Source organism: Mycolicibacterium baixiangningiae (genome assembly GCF_016313185.1).
In the GTDB taxonomy this organism is placed as follows: Bacteria; Actinomycetota; Actinomycetes; order Mycobacteriales; family Mycobacteriaceae; genus Mycobacterium; species Mycobacterium baixiangningiae.
Genome location: NZ_CP066218.1, coordinates 3,736,003 through 3,752,963 on the forward strand (window position 1 = coordinate 3,736,003; position 16,961 = coordinate 3,752,963).

At 68.4% G+C, this 16,961-nt stretch carries 17 protein-coding genes; 4 read left to right on the forward strand and 13 right to left on the reverse strand.

Translation table 11 applies throughout. The annotated features are described in order from the left end of the window. The first annotated feature begins 61 nt into the window (after window positions 1–61). Window positions 62–1,474, forward strand: a complete 1,413-nt coding sequence (mtr, locus tag I7X18_RS17605) for a mycothione reductase (RefSeq protein ID WP_193043342.1) — start codon at window positions 62–64, stop codon at window positions 1,472–1,474. Between the two features lie 3 nt (window positions 1,475–1,477). Here mtr and I7X18_RS17610 read toward each other — a convergent pair whose 3' ends face one another. Genes I7X18_RS17610 through I7X18_RS17660 form a run of 11 tightly spaced genes read right to left on the reverse strand, consistent with a single transcriptional unit; the run spans window position 1,478 to window position 10,137 of the window. Beyond that, the gene (locus tag I7X18_RS17610; RefSeq protein ID WP_232375266.1) at window positions 1,478–2,074 is read right to left on the reverse strand and encodes a sigma-70 family RNA polymerase sigma factor; all 597 of its coding nucleotides are present in this window, start codon (window positions 2,072–2,074) and stop codon (window positions 1,478–1,480) included. Window positions 2,075–2,107: 33 nt separating this feature from the next. After that, window positions 2,108–2,854: an energy-coupling factor ABC transporter ATP-binding protein gene (locus I7X18_RS17615; RefSeq protein ID WP_193043344.1), complete on the reverse strand. Its 747-nt coding sequence runs from the start codon at window positions 2,852–2,854 to the stop codon at window positions 2,108–2,110. After that, complete coding sequence (cbiQ, locus tag I7X18_RS17620; RefSeq protein ID WP_193043345.1) at window positions 2,851–3,624, reverse strand: cobalt ECF transporter T component CbiQ; 774 nt, start codon at window positions 3,622–3,624, stop codon at window positions 2,851–2,853. The genes I7X18_RS17615 and cbiQ overlap by 4 nt, the downstream gene beginning before the upstream one ends. A 2-nt stretch (window positions 3,625–3,626) precedes the next feature. Further along, a complete protein-coding gene (locus tag I7X18_RS17625) occupies window positions 3,627–3,968 on the reverse strand; it encodes a PDGLE domain-containing protein (protein WP_193043346.1) in 342 nt (113 codons plus the stop codon). Beyond that, entirely contained in the window at window positions 3,965–4,663 is a 699-nt protein-coding gene (locus I7X18_RS17630) for an energy-coupling factor ABC transporter permease (protein ID WP_193043347.1), read from the reverse strand. Before I7X18_RS17630 ends, I7X18_RS17625 begins: the two co-directional genes overlap by 4 nt. Window positions 4,664–4,721: 58 nt before the next feature. Continuing rightward, window positions 4,722–5,060 carry an ArsR/SmtB family transcription factor gene (locus I7X18_RS17635; RefSeq protein ID WP_226862587.1) on the reverse strand — a complete coding sequence of 113 codons (339 nt, stop codon included), beginning with the start codon at window positions 5,058–5,060 and terminating at the stop codon, window positions 4,722–4,724. A gap of 45 nt (window positions 5,061–5,105) precedes the next feature. Then, on the reverse strand, window positions 5,106–5,855 hold the full coding sequence (locus tag I7X18_RS17640; protein WP_193043349.1) for a FadR/GntR family transcriptional regulator: 750 nt from the start codon (window positions 5,853–5,855) through the stop codon (window positions 5,106–5,108). An 11-nt stretch (window positions 5,856–5,866) separates the two neighbouring features. Then, entirely contained in the window at window positions 5,867–6,649 is a 783-nt protein-coding gene (locus I7X18_RS17645; protein WP_193043350.1) for a 3-oxoacyl-ACP reductase, read from the reverse strand. Then, on the reverse strand, window positions 6,646–8,025 hold the full coding sequence (locus tag I7X18_RS17650) for an aldehyde dehydrogenase family protein (RefSeq protein ID WP_193043351.1): 1,380 nt from the start codon (window positions 8,023–8,025) through the stop codon (window positions 6,646–6,648). The genes I7X18_RS17645 and I7X18_RS17650 overlap by 4 nt, the downstream gene beginning before the upstream one ends. Then, window positions 8,022–8,783 (reverse strand): gamma-glutamyl-gamma-aminobutyrate hydrolase family protein, encoded by a 762-nt coding sequence (locus tag I7X18_RS17655; RefSeq protein ID WP_193043352.1) that lies wholly within the window; start codon window positions 8,781–8,783, stop codon window positions 8,022–8,024. The genes I7X18_RS17650 and I7X18_RS17655 overlap by 4 nt, the downstream gene beginning before the upstream one ends. Continuing rightward, window positions 8,770–10,137 carry a glutamine synthetase family protein gene (locus I7X18_RS17660; RefSeq protein WP_193043353.1) on the reverse strand — a complete coding sequence of 456 codons (1,368 nt, stop codon included), beginning with the start codon at window positions 10,135–10,137 and terminating at the stop codon, window positions 8,770–8,772. Before I7X18_RS17660 ends, I7X18_RS17655 begins: the two co-directional genes overlap by 14 nt. Before the next feature lie 190 nt (window positions 10,138–10,327). Here I7X18_RS17660 and I7X18_RS17665 point away from each other — a divergent pair, with 190 nt between their 5' ends. From I7X18_RS17665 to ngg, 3 genes are all read left to right on the forward strand, one after another. Continuing rightward, the gene (locus I7X18_RS17665) at window positions 10,328–11,899 is read left to right on the forward strand and encodes an amino acid permease (RefSeq protein WP_193043354.1); all 1,572 of its coding nucleotides are present in this window, start codon (window positions 10,328–10,330) and stop codon (window positions 11,897–11,899) included. A 159-nt stretch (window positions 11,900–12,058) separates the two neighbouring features. After that, complete coding sequence (locus I7X18_RS17670; RefSeq protein WP_193043355.1) at window positions 12,059–13,864, forward strand: N-acetylglutaminylglutamine amidotransferase; 1,806 nt, start codon at window positions 12,059–12,061, stop codon at window positions 13,862–13,864. Beyond that, window positions 13,861–15,645, forward strand: a complete 1,785-nt coding sequence (gene ngg, locus I7X18_RS17675; protein ID WP_193043356.1) for an N-acetylglutaminylglutamine synthetase — start codon at window positions 13,861–13,863, stop codon at window positions 15,643–15,645. Before I7X18_RS17670 ends, ngg begins: the two co-directional genes overlap by 4 nt. A 1-nt stretch (window position 15,646) precedes the next feature. On the opposite strand, the gene I7X18_RS17680 is transcribed toward ngg, so the two are convergent. Next, the gene (locus tag I7X18_RS17680) at window positions 15,647–16,210 is read right to left on the reverse strand and encodes an alpha/beta fold hydrolase (protein ID WP_193043357.1); all 564 of its coding nucleotides are present in this window, start codon (window positions 16,208–16,210) and stop codon (window positions 15,647–15,649) included. Window positions 16,211–16,269: 59 nt separating this feature from the next. Continuing rightward, window positions 16,270–16,935 (reverse strand): hypothetical protein, encoded by a 666-nt coding sequence (locus tag I7X18_RS17685; protein ID WP_193043358.1) that lies wholly within the window; start codon window positions 16,933–16,935, stop codon window positions 16,270–16,272. Window positions 16,936–16,961 lie beyond the last annotated feature (26 nt).

Sequence of the window (16,961 nt, forward strand, 5' to 3'; positions counted from 1 at the left end):
GATGGGGCGAGCGAAGCGACGGGGGATGTGGATGGGGCGAGCGAAGCGACGGGAAATGTAGATGGCGCATTTCGATATCGCGATCATCGGAACCGGTTCGGGCAACTCGATTCTCGACGAGCGCTACGTCGACAAGAAGGTCGCCGTCTGCGAGGAGGGGATGTTCGGCGGCACCTGCCTCAATGTCGGGTGCATCCCCACCAAGATGTTCGTCTACTCGGCCGGGGTGACCCAGAATGTCCGTGACGCAGCACGCTTCGGCATCGACGCCCATGTCGACGGGGTGCGCTGGAGTGACATCGTGTCGCGGGTCTTCGGCCGGATCGACCCGCTGGCCAGCGGCGGTGAGCACTACCGGCGTTCCACGCCCAACGTCGAGGTGTTCGCCAGCCACACCCGTTTCGCCGACGCGCTTCCCGACGGCCGGTACCGGCTACGCACCGACGACGGTGACGAATTCACCGCCGACCAGGTGGTGATCGCGGCGGGCTCGCGCGCGACCGTACCGCCGGCCATCGCCGACTGCGGGGTCGCCCATCACACCAGTGACACGATCATGCGGCTGGCCGAGTTGCCCGAGCACATCATCATCGCCGGGGGCGGTTTCGTGGCCGCCGAATTCGCGCACATCTTCTCCTCCCTCGGATCGCGGGTCACGATCGTCATCCGGGGCACGGCCATGCTCGGCCACGCCGACGACACGATCTGTGAGCGCTTCACCGACATCGCGGGCAAGAAGTGGGAGATCCACAGTCGCCGCAACATCATCGGCGGCTCCACCGACGAGTCGGGGGTCACGCTCAGTCTCGACGACGGGTCCGAACTGCACGGCGACGTGTTGCTCGTGGCCACCGGCCGGGTTCCCAACGGCGACCTGCTCGACGCGCATGTCGCCGGCGTGGCGGTCGAGGGCGGCCTGGTGACCGTCGACGAGTTCCAACGGACCACTGCACGCAACGTGTTCGCGCTCGGCGACGTCTGCTCGCCCTATCAGCTCAAGCACGTGGCCAATCACGAAGCCCGGGTGGTCAGGAACAACCTGCTCATCGACTGGGACGACACCGATGCGCTGATGCCGTCCAATCACCGCAATGTGCCGTCCGCGGTGTTCACCGAACCCCAGATCGCCTCCGTCGGTCTCACCGAGAACGAGGCGCGGGCACAGGGTTACCGCATCAGGAGCAAGGTCCAGGATTACAGCGACGTCGCGTACGGCTGGGCGATGGAGGACACCTCGGGTTTCGCGAAACTCATCGTCGACGACGACACCGGGCTGCTGCTCGGCGCGCACATCATGGGCCACCAGGCGTCGTCGATCATCCAGCCGCTCGTGCAGGCCATGGCGTTCGACCTGCCTGCGCAGGATATGGCGCGCGGCCAGTACTGGATTCATCCCGCGCTGCCCGAGGTGGTGGAGAACGCCCTGCTCTCCCTGTGCGGTGAGCCGCCGTGGCCCCCGGCCCGACGGCACTGAACCTCATGCCGCGCAGCCGCCGTCGTGCAGATATCCGCGCGTCGTCGCGACCTCGGTGAGCAGTGCGCGCAGACGGGTGCGCCCGCGGTGCAGCCGCGACATGACGGTGCCCAGCGGGATGTCGAGGATCGCGGCGATCTCCTTGTAGCGCATACCTTCCACGTCGGCATAGAAGACCACCAGCCGTTGGTCGACGGGCAGTTCGGCGAGGGCCGCGCGCACCTCGTCGTCACCCATCGCCTCGAGTGCGGCGAGTTCGGCGGAGGGCAGCCCGGTCGACGTGTGCGCTGCGACGGCGGCGAGTTGGGCGTCGGTGACGTCGGCGCTGACCTCGTCGGGGCGGCGCTGCGCGGTGCGGTACGAGGAGATCCAGATGTTGGTCATGATCCGCAGCAGCCACGCCCGCAGGTTGGTTCCGTCGGTGTAGGACCGAAAGCCCGCGTACGCCTTGGTCAGCGTCTCCTGCACCAGGTCCTCCGCGTCGGCGGTGCTGACCGTGTAGCGGCGGGCGGCGCGGTAGAGGGTGTCGATCAGGGGCGGCACGTCTCGGGTGAAACGTGCGGCGAGGTCGTCTGTCGCTTCATCGATCGTCGTGCCCACACCGGCAGACTGACACCTCAACCGGAGTTGAGGTCAAGCGAATTTGTCGGGGACGGTGAACCCCCACGGCAGTTCGAGCCGGTGAGCGGCCAGCAGCGCGGTGTCGGCGAGCAGGTCGGCGATCGGCCCGTCGGCCACCACCACGCCGGCGTCGACGATGACCGCGCGCTCGCACAACTGCGCGGCGTAGGGCAGGTCGTGGGTGACGATGATGGTCGTGGCGTCGATGGCGAGCAGGGTCTCGGCCAGTTCGCGGCGGGCGACCGGGTCGAGATTGGCCGATGGTTCGTCGAGTACGAGGATCTCGGGGTCGCACGCCAGCACCGTCGCCAGCGCGGCACGCCTGCGCTGCCCCGCCGAGAGGTGGGTGGGACTGCGCCCGGCCTCGTCGCTGAGGGACACGGTGGCCAGTGCGCGATCCACCCGCGCGGCCAGTTCCTCGCCGCGCACCCCGAAGTTGGCCGGCCCGAACGCCACGTCCTGGGCAACCGTCGGCATGAACAGCTGGTCGTCGGGGTCCTGGAACACCAGGCCGACGCGCCTGCGGATGTCGGCGAGCGTCGCCCGGCGCACCGGTGTCCCGCCGATGTGCACACTGCCGGCCGTCGCTTCGAGCACCCCGTTGAGATGCAGCATTAGCGTCGTCTTGCCCGCCCCGTTCGGTCCGAGCACGGCGACTCGCTCGCCTGCGCCGATCGTCAGGTCCACGCCCGCGAGCGCTACATGGCCGTCGGGGTAGACGTGCCGTAACTGCTCGATGCGCACGGCCGGTGCGGTCACGAGACCACCCACGCCACCACGGCCACGGCGGCCGCCCCGGCCGCCGGCGACAGGGCGACCGCCCACTGCGCCCTGCCGGCCGGTGGCGGCGCGCCGACCGCGGCCAGATCCGGTGTGCGGCCGTCGAAACCCCTCGACAGCATCGCGAGGTGGACCCGTTCCCCGCGCTCGTAGGACCGCAGGAACAGCGCGCCGACACCCTTGGCGACGGCACCGGCCTGGTGCAGTGCCCGCGGCGAATCCCCGCGCGAGATGCGGGCGATGCGCATGCGGTCGGCCTCGGCGGCCAGGAGGTCGATGTAGCGGATCATCAGCACGAGCACCGAGGTCATCACGGCCGGGACGCGCAGTCGGCTCAGCGCGGCAGGCAGTTCGGCCGCCGGGGTGGTCGCGGCGACGGTCAGCGCGGCGGCGACACCGAGGGTGCCCTTGGCGACGATCCCCCAGGCGGCGTAGAGGCCGGTGATCGACAGGGAGACGCCCCCGACCTCGGTGCGCTCACCGCCCTCGGCGAACGGCAGCAGCACCGCGAGCACCACGAACGGCGCCTCGATCAGCATCCTCGGTAGCGCCCAGCGCGGCGGGATGCGCGCGGCCCACCACATCGCGGCGACGATCGCCCCGTAGGCGACGTAGGGCCACACCAGTTCACGCGGGGTGGCCACGACGGACAGGACGAACGCCACCAGGCAGACGATCTTCGTCTCGGCCGGCATGCGGTGCACGACGGAGTCACCGTGGCGGTAGAGCGGATGCGCGCCCGCACCCACGGCTATCTCCTGCTGCGACGGCTACGGGCGATGAGCCAGAACAGCGCAGCCCCGAGGGCGGCGGTCACGATCACGCCGACCACACCCGCGACGCCGTTGGTTCCGGACCGGCCGCCGACGGTGTAGTCGGCCAGCGGTGAGTCGGCCAGCGCGTGCTCCTCGGCGTGCTGGGCGATGCAGTCCCCGGTCAGCGACTCACCGTCGACGGTCTCGACGACCTCACATCCGCGCAACGTGGCGGCGTCCAACCCGTCCGGGCTGGCGCTCGCGACATACGACAGACCGCCGGCGACGACGAGGGTGACCGCGGCGAAGGCGACCCAGAAGAGTCGGCGGCCGCTCATGCCGGCACCGTCTCGCGCGCGCGACGCAGCAGGTAGACCAGGTCGGGGCGGACCCGTGCGACGGCCACCACCGTGATGGCGGTGATGGCGCCCTCCCCCACCCCGATCAGGGCGTGCGTACCGCCCATGTAGGCGAGGACGGCGCCCAGCGATGCCGGCGCCGCGCCGCCCATCGCATACTCGAGCACGAAACCCATTGCCGCACAGACGGTGCCGACGAGCGCGGCGACGAACGCGATCGCACCGATCACCGTCACCGTCACAGTGCCCCTGCGGCGGATGATCGCGAACAGCAACGCGGCGGTGCCGTACCCGGCGGCGACGCCGATCACCGCCATGTTCGTGATGTTCGTGCCGAGTGCGGTGACACCGCCGTCGGCGAACAACAACGACTGCACCGTGAGCACCAGCGCAATGCACAGGGCACCGGTGTAGGGGCCGACGAGGATCGCCGCCAACGCTCCGCCGAGGAGATGGCCGCTGACCCCGGGCAGGATCGGGAAGTTGACCATCTGCACGGCGAACACGAACGCCGCAACCAGCCCGGCCAGCGGAACCGCGCGTTCGTCGAGCTCGGCCCTCGCACGCAGAACGCAGAACCCAAGGGCCGCAACAGCAATGACACCGAACAGCAGCGACGTGGGCGCGTTGACGATGCCGTCGCTCATATGCATGGCGACGTGGTCGAGGGTCACCAACCGAGCCTAGGACCGCACTTCACATCTGTCCAGATGAACAGATGTTCAGGAGTACTCAGCCGTGCCTGGCGCCGATCCAGTGCAGGAGGTCGTGGACGATGTCGTCGTCGAGGCGGTAGCTGACCGCCCGGCCCAGGCGGGTCGAACTCACCCAACCCTGCTGGCGCAACACTCGTAGCGCCTGCGACACCGCGTTCTCCGAACGGCCGAGGGCGGCGGCCAGATCGCTGACGCAGATGCCGGGCGCACGGTGCAGGCAGAGCAGGATCTCCAGCCGATGCGGGTCGGACAGCAGGTCGAAACGCTGCGTCCAGCCACCGGTGTCGACGTCGGCCAGCGCCGAGGTCGCCCGCTCGACCTGCTTGTGATCACCGGGTCGCTCCACTGCTGTCAACTTAATCCACCACGTCGTCCGCCGGTGCCCTCGCGGGACCTGGCGTCAGTCCAGGAAGCCGTGCAGCAGCGCGGCCGACCCGGCGACATGGGCCCGCATCGCCGACTCCGCCGCATCGGCGTCCCCGGCCAGGATGGCGATGACGATGTGGTGGTGCTGCTCGTCGGAGTGGGCGATGTTGGTCTTCAACAGCGGGATCTGGTCGAGCATGGCGTTGAGTCGCATCCGGTTCTCGGCAACCAGCGGGACCAGCGACGCTGACCCCGCCACCTCGGCGATGGCCAGGTGCAACCGGGAGTCGAGCCTGCGGTAGTCGTCGGGCGCGGCGCCGCGGACGTCGGACAGCCGGGTCCACAACTCCTCGCGCTGCGCCGCGGTCAGCGTGCGGCCGGCCGCCATCCGGGCGGCGCCGACCTCGAGGATCTCGCGCAACCGCAACGCATCGTCGATCTCGTCGCCGGACAGCCCACGGTCCTCGCGCGGGTGCCGGGGCAGTTCGTCGGCGAGGAAGGTGCCGCCGTAGCGACCGCGGCGCGACACCAGGTATCCGGCGTCTGCCAGGGATTTGATGGCCTCCCGCACCGTGTCGCGGCTGACCCCGAGACGTGCGGCCAGTTCGCGCTCCGGCGGCAGCGACTCACCCGGGCCGAGCATGCCCAGCCGGATCGTCTCCAACAACCGGCCGACGGTGTCCTCGAACGCGTTGCCGAGCCGCACCGGGCGCAGCAGGACCTCAGCCGCCGGCTCCGCGGCGGGGCGTTCGCCGGCGGGCTGAGGTTCCGGTGCGGGGACCATGACCGTGACGGCTACAGCGGTGTCACGTACGCCGAGCTGATGCCGCCGTCGACGAGGAACGACGACCCGGTGATGAACGACGAGTCGTCACTGGCCAGGAACGCGACCGCCGCTGCGAGTTCATCCGGTTCGGCGAAGCGCCCGAGCGGGATGTGCACGAGCCGGCGAGCGGCCCGCTCCGGATCCTTGGCGAACAGCTCCTGCAGCAGCGGGGTGTTCACCGGTCCGGGGCACAGCGCGTTGACCCGGATGCCCTGGCGGGCGTACTGCACGCCGAGTTCGCGGGACATTGCCAGCACGCCGCCTTTGGAGGCGGTGTAGGAGATCTGCGAGGTGGCCGAACCCATGACCGCGACGAACGACGCGGTGTTGATGATCGACCCCTTCTGCTGGGGCACCATGTGGCGCAACGCGGCCTTGCAACAGAAGAACACCGACTTGAGGTTGATGTCCTGCACCCGCTGCCAGGCGTCGATGCCGGTGTTCTCGATGAGGTCGTCCTCGGGCGGGCTGATGCCGGCGTTGTTGAACGCGACGTCCACCGAACCGTAGGTTTCGGCGGCGGTGTCGAACAGGGTGTCGACGGCCGCCTGATCCGAGACGTCGACGGGGACGAAGATCCCGTTGAGGTCGTCGGCGACGGATTTGCCGGTGGCCGGGTCGATGTCACCGATGACGATCCTGGCGCCCTCGGCCTTCATCCGCTTGGCCGTGGCCAGGCCGATGCCGCTGGCACCGCCCGTGATCACGGCGACCTTGCCGGCCATCCGCTGGGTCAGGTCCACCTGGGTCATGCATTCTCTCCGATCGCATCTGTGACTGCTATGAACACGTTCTTGGTTTCGGTGAAGGACAGCGGGGCGTCGGGTCCGAGTTCGCGGCCCAGTCCCGACTGCTTGAAGCCCCCGAAGGGTGTGGTGTACCGGACAGAGGAATGCGAATTCACCGACAGGTTCCCGGCTTCCAATGCCCGCGAGACGCGCAGCGCGCGCGACACGTTGTCGGTCCAGATGGAACCGGACAGTCCGTACGGGGTGTCGTTGGCGAAGGCGATCGCGTCCGCCTCGTCGTCGAACGGCAGCACCGTCACCACCGGTCCGAAGATCTCCTCGGCGACGGCGCGGTCGGTGCGCTGCGGGGTGAGCACCGTCGGTGCGAACCAGTACCCGCGACCCGCGGGCGCCTCGCCACGGAAGGCGACCGGTGCGTCGTCGGGTACGTAGGACGCGACGGACTCCCAGTGTTTCTTGCTGACCAGCGGGCCCATCTCGGTGTCGCGCGATGTCGGGTCGCCGACCACCACACCCTTGACGGCCGGTTCGAGCAGTTCCATGAACCGGTCGTAGACGTTGCGCTGCACGAGGATCCGGCTGCGCGCGCAGCAATCCTGCCCGGCGTTGTCGAACACCCCGTAGGGCGCGGTGGCGGCGGCCTTCTCCAGATCGCAGTCGTCGAAGACGATGTTGGCGCTCTTGCCGCCCAACTCCAGCGTGACCCGCTTGACCTGTGCGGCAGCCCCGGCCATCACCCGGGTGCCCACTTCGGTCGACCCGGTGAACACGATCTTGCGGACATCGGGATGGGTGACGAACCGCTCGCCGACCACCGGCCCTTCACCGGGCAGCACGCAGAACAGACCCTCGGGCAGACCCGCCTCGACCGCGAGCTCGCCGAGCCGGATCGATGTCAACGGCGTCCACTCCGCGGGTTTGAGGACCACCGCGTTCCCCGCGGCGAGCGCCGGCGCGAAACCCCACGCCGCGATCGTCATCGGGAAGTTCCACGGAGTGATCACACCCACCACACCGAGCGGCTCGTTGAACGTCACGTCCAGCCCGCCGGCCACGGGAATCTGTTTGCCGCACAGCCGTTCCGGGGAAGCCGCGTAGTACTGCAACACGTCGCGGACGTGCCCGGCCTCCCATTCGGCGCTGCCGATCGGATGACCGGAGTTGGCGACCTCCAGGGCGGCCAACTCGTCGATGTGCGCGTCGACCACGGCCGCGAAGGAGCGCAGCGCCGCCGCACGTTCGGCCGGCGCCAACCGCGCCCACGTCCGCTGCGCCGACTTCGCCCGCGCCACCGCATCGTCGACGCCCTCGACGTCGACGAGTTCGATCGACCGCAGCACCTCCTCGGTCGCCGGGTTGATCACCTCACAGGAGGTCACGTTCGTACCCTTTCCATCGCATAGTGATTCGCGGCCGCCACGGCCGCGGCGAACAACCGCAGATCGTCGAGTCGTTCTTCGGGATGCCATTGCACTGCCACGACCCAGTGGCCCGGATGGCTCCGACGGTCCAGTTCGACCGCCTCGATCACCCCGTCGTCGTCGCGGGCGCTGACGATCAGGCCGTCACCGACGCGGTCGATCGCCTGGTGGTGGTAGCACTGGGCGTCCGAGGACTCCCCGATCAGCTCCGCCAGCCGGGTGCCGGGTTCGGTCCACACCGCCGACGTGCCGAACTCCGCGGCACCCTTCTGGTGGTGGGTGTGGCCGATCACGTCGGGCAGATGCTGGATCAGTGTGCCGCCCAGCGCGACGTTGAGCACCTGTGCCCCGCGGCAGATCCCCAGGACCGGGACACTGCGCCGCAGCGCCTCGTCGAGCAGCGCGAACTCCCACGCGTCGCGGGTCCGGTCGGGCTCGTCGGTGGTGGGGTGCGGATCCTGGCCGTAACGGGCCGGGTCGACATCCTTGCCGCCGGTGATGATCAATCCGTCGAGGCCGTCGAGTACCCGCGCCGCCGCACCGGAGTCCACCGGTTGTGGCGGCAACAGCACGACGACGCCGCCGGCGAGGTTCACCCCCTGGAAGTAGATCGCGGGCAGGAAGCTGGCGTTCACGTCCCACACGCCGGTCTGCGCCTGTTGCAGATAGGTGGTCATGCCCAGCACGGGGCGCCGGGATAGATCAGAGCCGCTCAAAGCCACGCACCCGTTCCCAGTCGGTCACCGCGGCGTTGTAGGCCTTGAGTTCCACGCGCGCATAGTTGAGGTAGTGCTCGACGACGTCGTCGCCGAAGGCCGCACGGGCCACCTCGGAGCGCTCGAACAACTCGGCCGCCTCGCCCAGCGTGGTCGGCAGCCGTTCGGCGCCACTGGTGTAGGCGTTGCCTGACACCGGTTCCGGCAGTTCGAGTTCGTTCTCGATGCCGTAGAGGCCGCCGGCAATCAACGCCGACACCGCGAGGTACTGGTTGACGTCTCCGCCAGGCGCGCGGTTCTCCAGGCGCATCCCGGCGCCGTGGCCGACGACGCGCAACGAGCACGTCCGGTTGTCGAACCCCCACGCGACCGCGGTGGGCGCGAAGCTCCCTTCGGCGAACCGCTTGTAGGAGTTGATGTTCGGCGCGTAGCACAGGGACAGCTCACGCATGGTGGCGAGCTGGCCGGCGATGAAGCTGCGGAACAGCGGCGACATCCCGTCCTCGGCGCTGTCGTCGGCGAACACCGCACTGCCGTCCTCACCGCGCAGCGAGATGTGGATGTGGCAGCTGTTGCCTTCCCGCTCATCGAATTTCGCCATGAACGTGAGGCTCTTGCCGTGCTGGTCGGCGATTTCTTTGGCGCCGTTCTTGTAAATGGTGTGGTTGTCGCAGGTGATCCGCGCGTGGTCGTAGCGGAACCCGATCTCCTGCTGGCCGAAGTTGCACTCCCCCTTGACGCCTTCGCAGTACATGCCGGCACCGTCCATACCGAGCCGGATGTCGCGTAGCAGTGGTTCCATGCGCGTCGAGGCCAACATCGCGTAGTCGATGTTGTAGTCCGTGGCGGGCGTGAGGCCCTTGTACCCCGCGGCCCATGCCGAGCGGAAGGAATCGTCGAACACGATGAACTCGAGTTCGGTGGCGGCGTAGGGCACCAGGCCCTTCTCCGCCAGCCGCTCGATCTGGCGGTTGAGGATGCTGCGCGGTGCCTGGGTGACCGGCCGGCCGTCGGTCCACGACAGGTCGGCCATCACCAGCGCGGTGGCCGGCAGCCACGGAATCACCCGCAGGGTGTCGAAATCGGGCGTCATCACCATGTCGCCGTAGCCGGTCTCCCAGCTGGACATGGTGTAGCCGTCGACGGTGTTGTTCTCCACGTCGACGGCCAGCAGGTAGTTGCAGCACTCCGCCCCGTGGGCGGCGATGTCCTCGACGAACAACCGGGCGGACACCCGCTTCCCGGTGAGCCTGCCCTGCATATCGGTGAACGCGACGATGACCGTGTCGATCTCGCGTTCGGACACCATGCGTTCGAGGTCGGCCTGCGCCAACATGCCGGTTACGGCCCCCATGCGTGCACCTTTCCGACGGGCTTCACTTCTGAACGTGAAGCCGACCATTACCCAGCGTTCTGCCGGATGTTCACCAAGAGATTTACACGATCGCTATTTTGCAAAGGTAGGACACCAGACCTTTGGGATCTTATGCTGCCTACTGCGGCGGATGCAGACCGCCCTACTCGAGGTTCGAAGGAGGACCAGAGTGCCCGAGGGTCATGAACATCTCGACGACGACGAGCAACACCTCGCGAGGCTCGGTTACGTCCAGGAGCTGCAACGCTCCTGGTCGGGCTTCTCCAACTTCGCCATCTCGTTCTCGATCATCTCGATCCTGGCCGGCTGTTTCACCTCATTCGGCCTGGGCTGGAACAACGGTGGCCCCGCCGCGATCGCGTGGGGCTGGCCGATCGTCTCGGCTTTCATCCTCATCATCGGCCTCTGCATGTCCGAGCTCGTTTCGGCATTCCCCACCTCCGGCGGAATCTATTGGTGGGCAGCCAAACTGGGCGGACCGAAGGCCGGCTTCTACACCGGGTGGCTGAACCTGATCGGGCTCATCGCCATCCTGGCGTCGGTGTCGTACGGCTGTGCCACGTTCCTCGACCTGACGCTGGGCACCTTCAGCGAGGGCTGGCTGGCCGGCTACAGCCTCACCCGAACGTTCATCATGTTCGTGATGATCCTGGCGGCCTCGGCGACCATCAACATCTTCTCGAGCCATCTGCTGGCGGTCATCAACAACATCTCCGTCTGGTGGCATGTCGCGGGCGCGGTCGCCGTGGTGGCGATCCTGTGGCTGATCCCCGAACAGCACGCCACCTTCGGCGAGGTCTTCGCCCGCACGGTGAACAACAGCGGCATGTTCGGCGGCGAGACGTCCGGCATCGGCTGGCTGCTGTTCGTGCTGCCGATCTCGGCGATCCTCACTCAGTACACGATCACCGGATACGACGCGTCGGCTCACCTGTCAGAGGAGACCAAGAGCGCGGCCGACGGCGCCGCCAAGGGCATCTGGCGGTCCATCTTCTACTCCGCGATCGGCGGCTGGATCCTGCTGCTGACCTTCCTGTTCGCGGTGCAGGACGCCGACGAGGTGTCCGCGGGCGGCGGCGCGGTGGTGACGATCTTCAACCAGGCGATGGACTCCAAGTGGGTCGCGATCGTGCTGCTGATCTCCACCGCGGGACAGTTCTTCTGCACGACCGCGTGCCAGACCAGCGCCTCGCGGATGTTGTTCGCGTTCAGCCGCGACCGCGCGGTGCCCGGCCACCAGCTGTGGTCGAAGGTGAGCGCCAAACGCGTCCCGGCCAACGGGGTGGTCGTGACCGCGGTGCTGGCGGCCGTCATCACCCTGCCCGCGCTGGTCGAGGTGGACATCAACGGCGCACCGGTGCCGGTCGCGTTCTTCGCGGTGGTGTCGATCGGTGTCGTCGGGCTCTACCTGTGTTTCGCGGTCCCGATCTACTACCGGTGGAAGCTCGGCGACCGGTTCGAGGTGGGGCGGTGGAACCTGCGTGGCCATTACAAGTGGATGGCTCCGGTCGCGATCGTCGAGATCGTCATCACCGCGGTGATCGCGATGTTCCCGACGTCGCTGGGCGGTATGCCGTGGGATCCGAGCTTCGAGTGGAAGTTCGTCAACTACACCCCGCTGCTGGTCGGTGGCGTGCTGCTCCTGCTCTTCATCTACTGGCACCTGTCGGTCAAGAAGTGGTTCACCGGCCCGATCAAGCAGGTCGACGAGACTGGTGGGCGGCTCGAGGAGGTCTCCTGATCTCTGCGCGGCGCGTGACGAATGTGAGGTAGACCATTCGGAGCGCATACCGCAGCGCCAGGTGGGTACGCCACTGCGGTGTCCGTCAAACGAAAGTGCGATGTCCCGATTGACGCAGCTGTCAGGCACCCCCGACGCGGTCGCGGTAGGGTCTAGGCGATGTGTGGAGCCACCGGCGAGGTACGCCTCGACGGCAAAACCCCTGATCTAGCCGCCGTCTCGGCGATGGCCGAGACGTTGACCCGCCGCGGTCCGGACGGTTCCGGCGCCTGGTCGCAGGGCCGGGTCGCGCTCGGACACCGTCGCCTCAAGATCATCGACCTGTCCGAGGCCGGTTCGCAGCCCATGGTCGATGCCGACCTCGGGCTGACGATCGCCTGGAACGGCTGCATCTACAACTATCAGCAGCTGCGCACCGAACTCAGCGGCCACGGCTACCGGTTCTTCTCGACCAGCGATACCGAGGTGCTGCTCAAGGCCTACCACCACTGGGGTGACCGGTTCGTCGACCGCCTCTACGGGATGTTCGCGTTCGCGATCGTCGAACGAGACAGCGGACGCGTCCTGCTGGGCCGCGACCGGCTGGGGATCAAACCGCTCTACATCTCCGAGGACGCGAACCGGATCCGATTCGCCTCGACGCTGCCCGCGCTGGTCGCCGGCGGCGGCGTCGACACCCGCATCGACCCGGTCGCTCTGCACCACTACCTGTCCTTCCACTCCGTCGTGCCGCCGCCACTGACCATCCTGCGCGGGGTGAAGAAGGTGCCGCCCGCCTCGCTGGTGGCCATCGAACCCGACGGCCGGCGCACCACCACCACGTACTGGACCCCGGACTTCACGCGGCACGGCGACCGCGCCGACTGGTCAGAGCGCGACTGGGAGGACGCGGTGCTGACCGCGCTGCGACGCGCCGTCGAGCGGCGGCTGGTCTCCGACGTGCCCGTGGGCTGCCTGCTGTCCGGCGGCGTCGACTCCAGCCTGATCGTCGGCCTGCTCGCGGAGGCGGGTCAGGCCGGCCTGCAGACGTTCTCGATCGGATTCGAGTCGGTCAACGGGGTGGCGGGCGACGAGTTCAAGTACTCCGACATCGTCGCGCAGCGCTTCGGGACCGACCACCACCAGATCCGTATCGACACCGCACGCATGCTGCCCGCACTCGACGGTGCGATCGGCGCCATGAGCGAGCCGATGGTCAGCCACGACTGCGTGGCCTTCTACCTGCTCAGCCAGGAGGTGGCCAAGTACGTCAAGGTGGTCCAGTCCGGGCAGGGCGCCGACGAGGTCTTCGCCGGGTACCACTGGTATCCGCCGATGGCCGAACCCGGCGCAGCGTCGCTCGGGGGTTCGGTCGCCAGCTACCGGGCGGCGTTCTTCGACCGCGACCCGGACGCCGTCGGCGCACTCATCAATCCCCCGTATTTCGCCGCAGGCGACCCCAGCGGCCGCTTCGTCACCGAGCACTTCGCGCGCGAGGGCGCCGCGACCGGCGTGGACCGGGCGCTCCGCCTCGACACCACCGTGATGCTGGTCGACGACCCGGTCAAACGCGTCGACAACATGACGATGGCCTGGGGTCTGGAGGGCCGGGTTCCGTTCCTCGACCACGAGCTGGTCGAACTGGCCGCCACCTGCCCCCCGGAGTACAAGACCGCACAGGGCGGTAAGGGTGTGCTGAAGGAGGCCGCGCGCCGGGTCGTTCCGGCGGAGGTCATCGACCGGCCTAAGGGTTACTTCCCGGTGCCCGCGCTCACCCACCTCGAAGGCCCCTACCTCGAACTCCTGCGCGACGCCCTGTCCGCACCGGCGGCCAAGGAACGCGACCTGTTCCGGCCCGAGGCGGTCGACCGTCTACTGGCCGACCCGAACGGCCGCCTGACCCCGCTGCGCGGCAACGAGCTGTGGCAGATCGGACTGCTGGAGTTGTGGTTGCAGCGGCACGGGATCACGGGTCCGGCCGCATGACCAACCTCGGCTCCCACCTGGACCCGGACAGCGATCACACCGAGGCCATCACACTCGGGTTGCACGATGCTTCGCCGCAGCACCTGGTGGACGCGATGGCCGACGACGTCGTGCTCGAATTGGGTTGGGGCCGATTGATTTTCGGTCAGACTTTCGCCGATCCGGAGAAGCTGGCCAAGGTGCTGCAGCACGAGGGCCCGGGCCGGCGCGACATCTGCATCTACGCGCGCGAATCGCACGTGCTGGTGGCGCGCTCACCCTCGGAGCTGTTCATCGATCCGAGCCACACCTACCGGTTGCGCTTTCCCGAGCACGAGGACACCGCCGCAGGTAAACCCGTGGGATTCACCGTCCGGTCGCTGCGCGAACCGTCCGACGCCGATGCGATGAACCGGGTGTACGTGCAGTGCGGGATGGTGCCCGCACCGACCGCCATCATCTGGGACAACCACAACAACGCCGACGCGGTCGACTACCTGGTGGCGGTGCGCGACGACGACGGCAGCGTCATCGGCACGGTGACCGGCGTGGACCACAAGCGGCTGTTCAACGATCCGGAGGACGGGTCGAGCCTGTGGACGCTTGCCGTCGACCCGACGTCGAGCCTCCCGGGCGTGGGCGCCGCACTCACCCGCGCGCTCGCCCAGCTGTTCCGTGACCGCGGACGCTCCTATATGGATCTGTCGGTGGCGCACAACAACACCGCGGCAATCGCGCTCTACGAGAAGCTCGGCTTCCAGCGCGTGCCGGTGCTGGCGGTCAAGCGCAAGAACGCGATCAACGAACCGTTGTTCACCCACTCCCCCGAGACGATCGACGACCTCAACCCGTACGCACGCATCATCGCCGACGAGGCGATCCGGCGAGGTATCTGGGTCGAGGTGCTCGATGCGGGTGCAGGCGAGATGCGGCTGAGCCACGGTGGACGAAGTGTCATCACCCGGGAGTCACTGTCGGAGTTCACCTCCGCGGTGGCGATGGCGCGCTGCGACGACAAGCGTCAGACCCGGCGGCTCGTCTCGGAGGCGGGTATCACCGTCCCCAGGGGACGGCTCGCGACATTCGACGAGGAGGACCACACGTTCCTCGCCGAGGTCGGTGACGTGGTGGTCAAACCCACCCGAGGGGAGCAGGGCAAGGGCATCACCGTCGGTATCGACGGCCCCGAGGAGCTCGACGCGGCACTGGCGCGCGCCCGCGAACAACATCCCGACGTGTTGATCGAACAACGTGCGCCGGGCGACGATCTGCGCCTGGTGGTGATCGACCGCAAGGTGGTCGCGGCTGCGTTGCGAATGCCGCCGGAGGTCCTGGGCACCGGCACGCACACCATCCGCGAACTCACCGAGACCCAGAGCCGGCGGCGGGCGGCCGCGACGGGGGGCGAATCGCAGATCCCGATGGACAAGATCACCGAGAGCACCGTCAAGGAAGCCGGCTGGTCACTGGACGACGTACTGCCCGAGGGACAGCGGCTGCGCGTACGCCGGACGGCCAACCTGCATCAGGGTGGCACCATCCACGATGTGACCGCGGAGGTGAACCCGGCGCTGTGCCGCGTGGCGGTCGCCGCCGCGGAGGCGATCGGCATCCCCGTGACCGGGATCGATCTGTTGGTGCCCGAGGTCACCGGTGTCGACTACGTCTTCATCGAAGCCAACGAACGGCCGGGGCTGGCAAATCACGAACCACAGCCCACAGCAGCGGCTTTCGTGGATTTCCTGTTTCCCATGCAGCCGGGTCTGCCGCAGGCGTGGACGCCGGAGGAGACGCCCGCCTAAGTCACCAGGTGCTGGTGCGCATCACGATCTCGGCAGCGAGCTGCGCGGTGGAGTCGGCGGCGTTGCGCCGGCCCAGCAGGTCGACGAGGCGGTAGTCCGCGTATACGAAGCGCTGGCTGGCTTTCGCCACCGACCGGGATGCCGGGGTGCTGACCAGCGCCGTGGTGTTCATCTCCACCGGTGGGCAGTGTTCGTCGCGGACCGCCCCGGTCGGATCGGGCACCCGCGGATGCCCCCGGTCGATCACGACCAGCCCGATGAACCGGTCCAGCCGCGTGGCGGCCAGCTCCCAGGCCAGTTCGCCGCCGTGTCGGTCGCCCACGAGCAGGGCCCACCGGACATCGAGCGCGTCGAGGATGCCGACGACGGCCTTACCCGTGAGCCGGGCATCGGCGCCGATCACCACGGTGCGCAACGACGCGGTGTGCAACCGCTGGCAGATTCCGTCGTACGCCGCGGGCGAGTGCTGGGCGGCCCCGAGCAACACCACCGCCGAGCCCTTCTCGGGACCTGACACGTCCACCGGCACGGGGAAACCGTCGACGGTGACCATGGAGGAGAGCATTCGGCCACGCTACCGGCAACGCTGCGCCGGCGGGTGGAGTTTTTGGTGTTGCGCCGGTCTCAATCGGCGTCGATGCGCTCGGCCTGGCGGGTGGCGGTGTCCAGAAACGTCTGCGGCAGGGCACCTTTGGCGGTGATCTCAGGATTCGGTGTGGGAAAGGCGATCCCGAACACCGCCATGGTGCCGATGTTCTCGAAGCTGAAGTACACACTGTTGTCGACGCCGGAGAGTGTCATGGTCTGCCGGTACACCAGGGCGTCGGGCCGCGTGCCGTCGATGCGGGTGGTGGTCATCGGGATGCCCGCATCGGTCAGGTCGAAGAACGTCTCATAGCGGGCGCACCGTTCGGCGGCGGCGGCGAGCTGGTCGACGTCGAGCCGCCACGTCAGCACCGTCATCACTGAGCGCGCCCCGTCGTAGGCGGCGACGTACTTCGCCGCGCTGCCCGGTCCGCGTTGCGCCGAACTCTCGATCACCCGGGTCAGCCCGTCGGAGCACCCCTCGGGGCGCGAGAGCATCGGCGGTGGACCGCTCGCCGCGCCGGACTCGGCGGGCTCCTCGACGATGCGGTCGTACTGCACCCCGTCCGGGAAATCCGCGGCGGTGAGCACCACCTTCTCCAGGCGGGCACCCGGCCAGGTCGGTGTGCCCGTCACCGTGGTGGTGCACGCGGCGAGCACTCCGCACAGCAGCAGTGCACACGGCACCGCACGCCACCCGGTCATGGCGTCAGGCTACCGGCGCGACGACC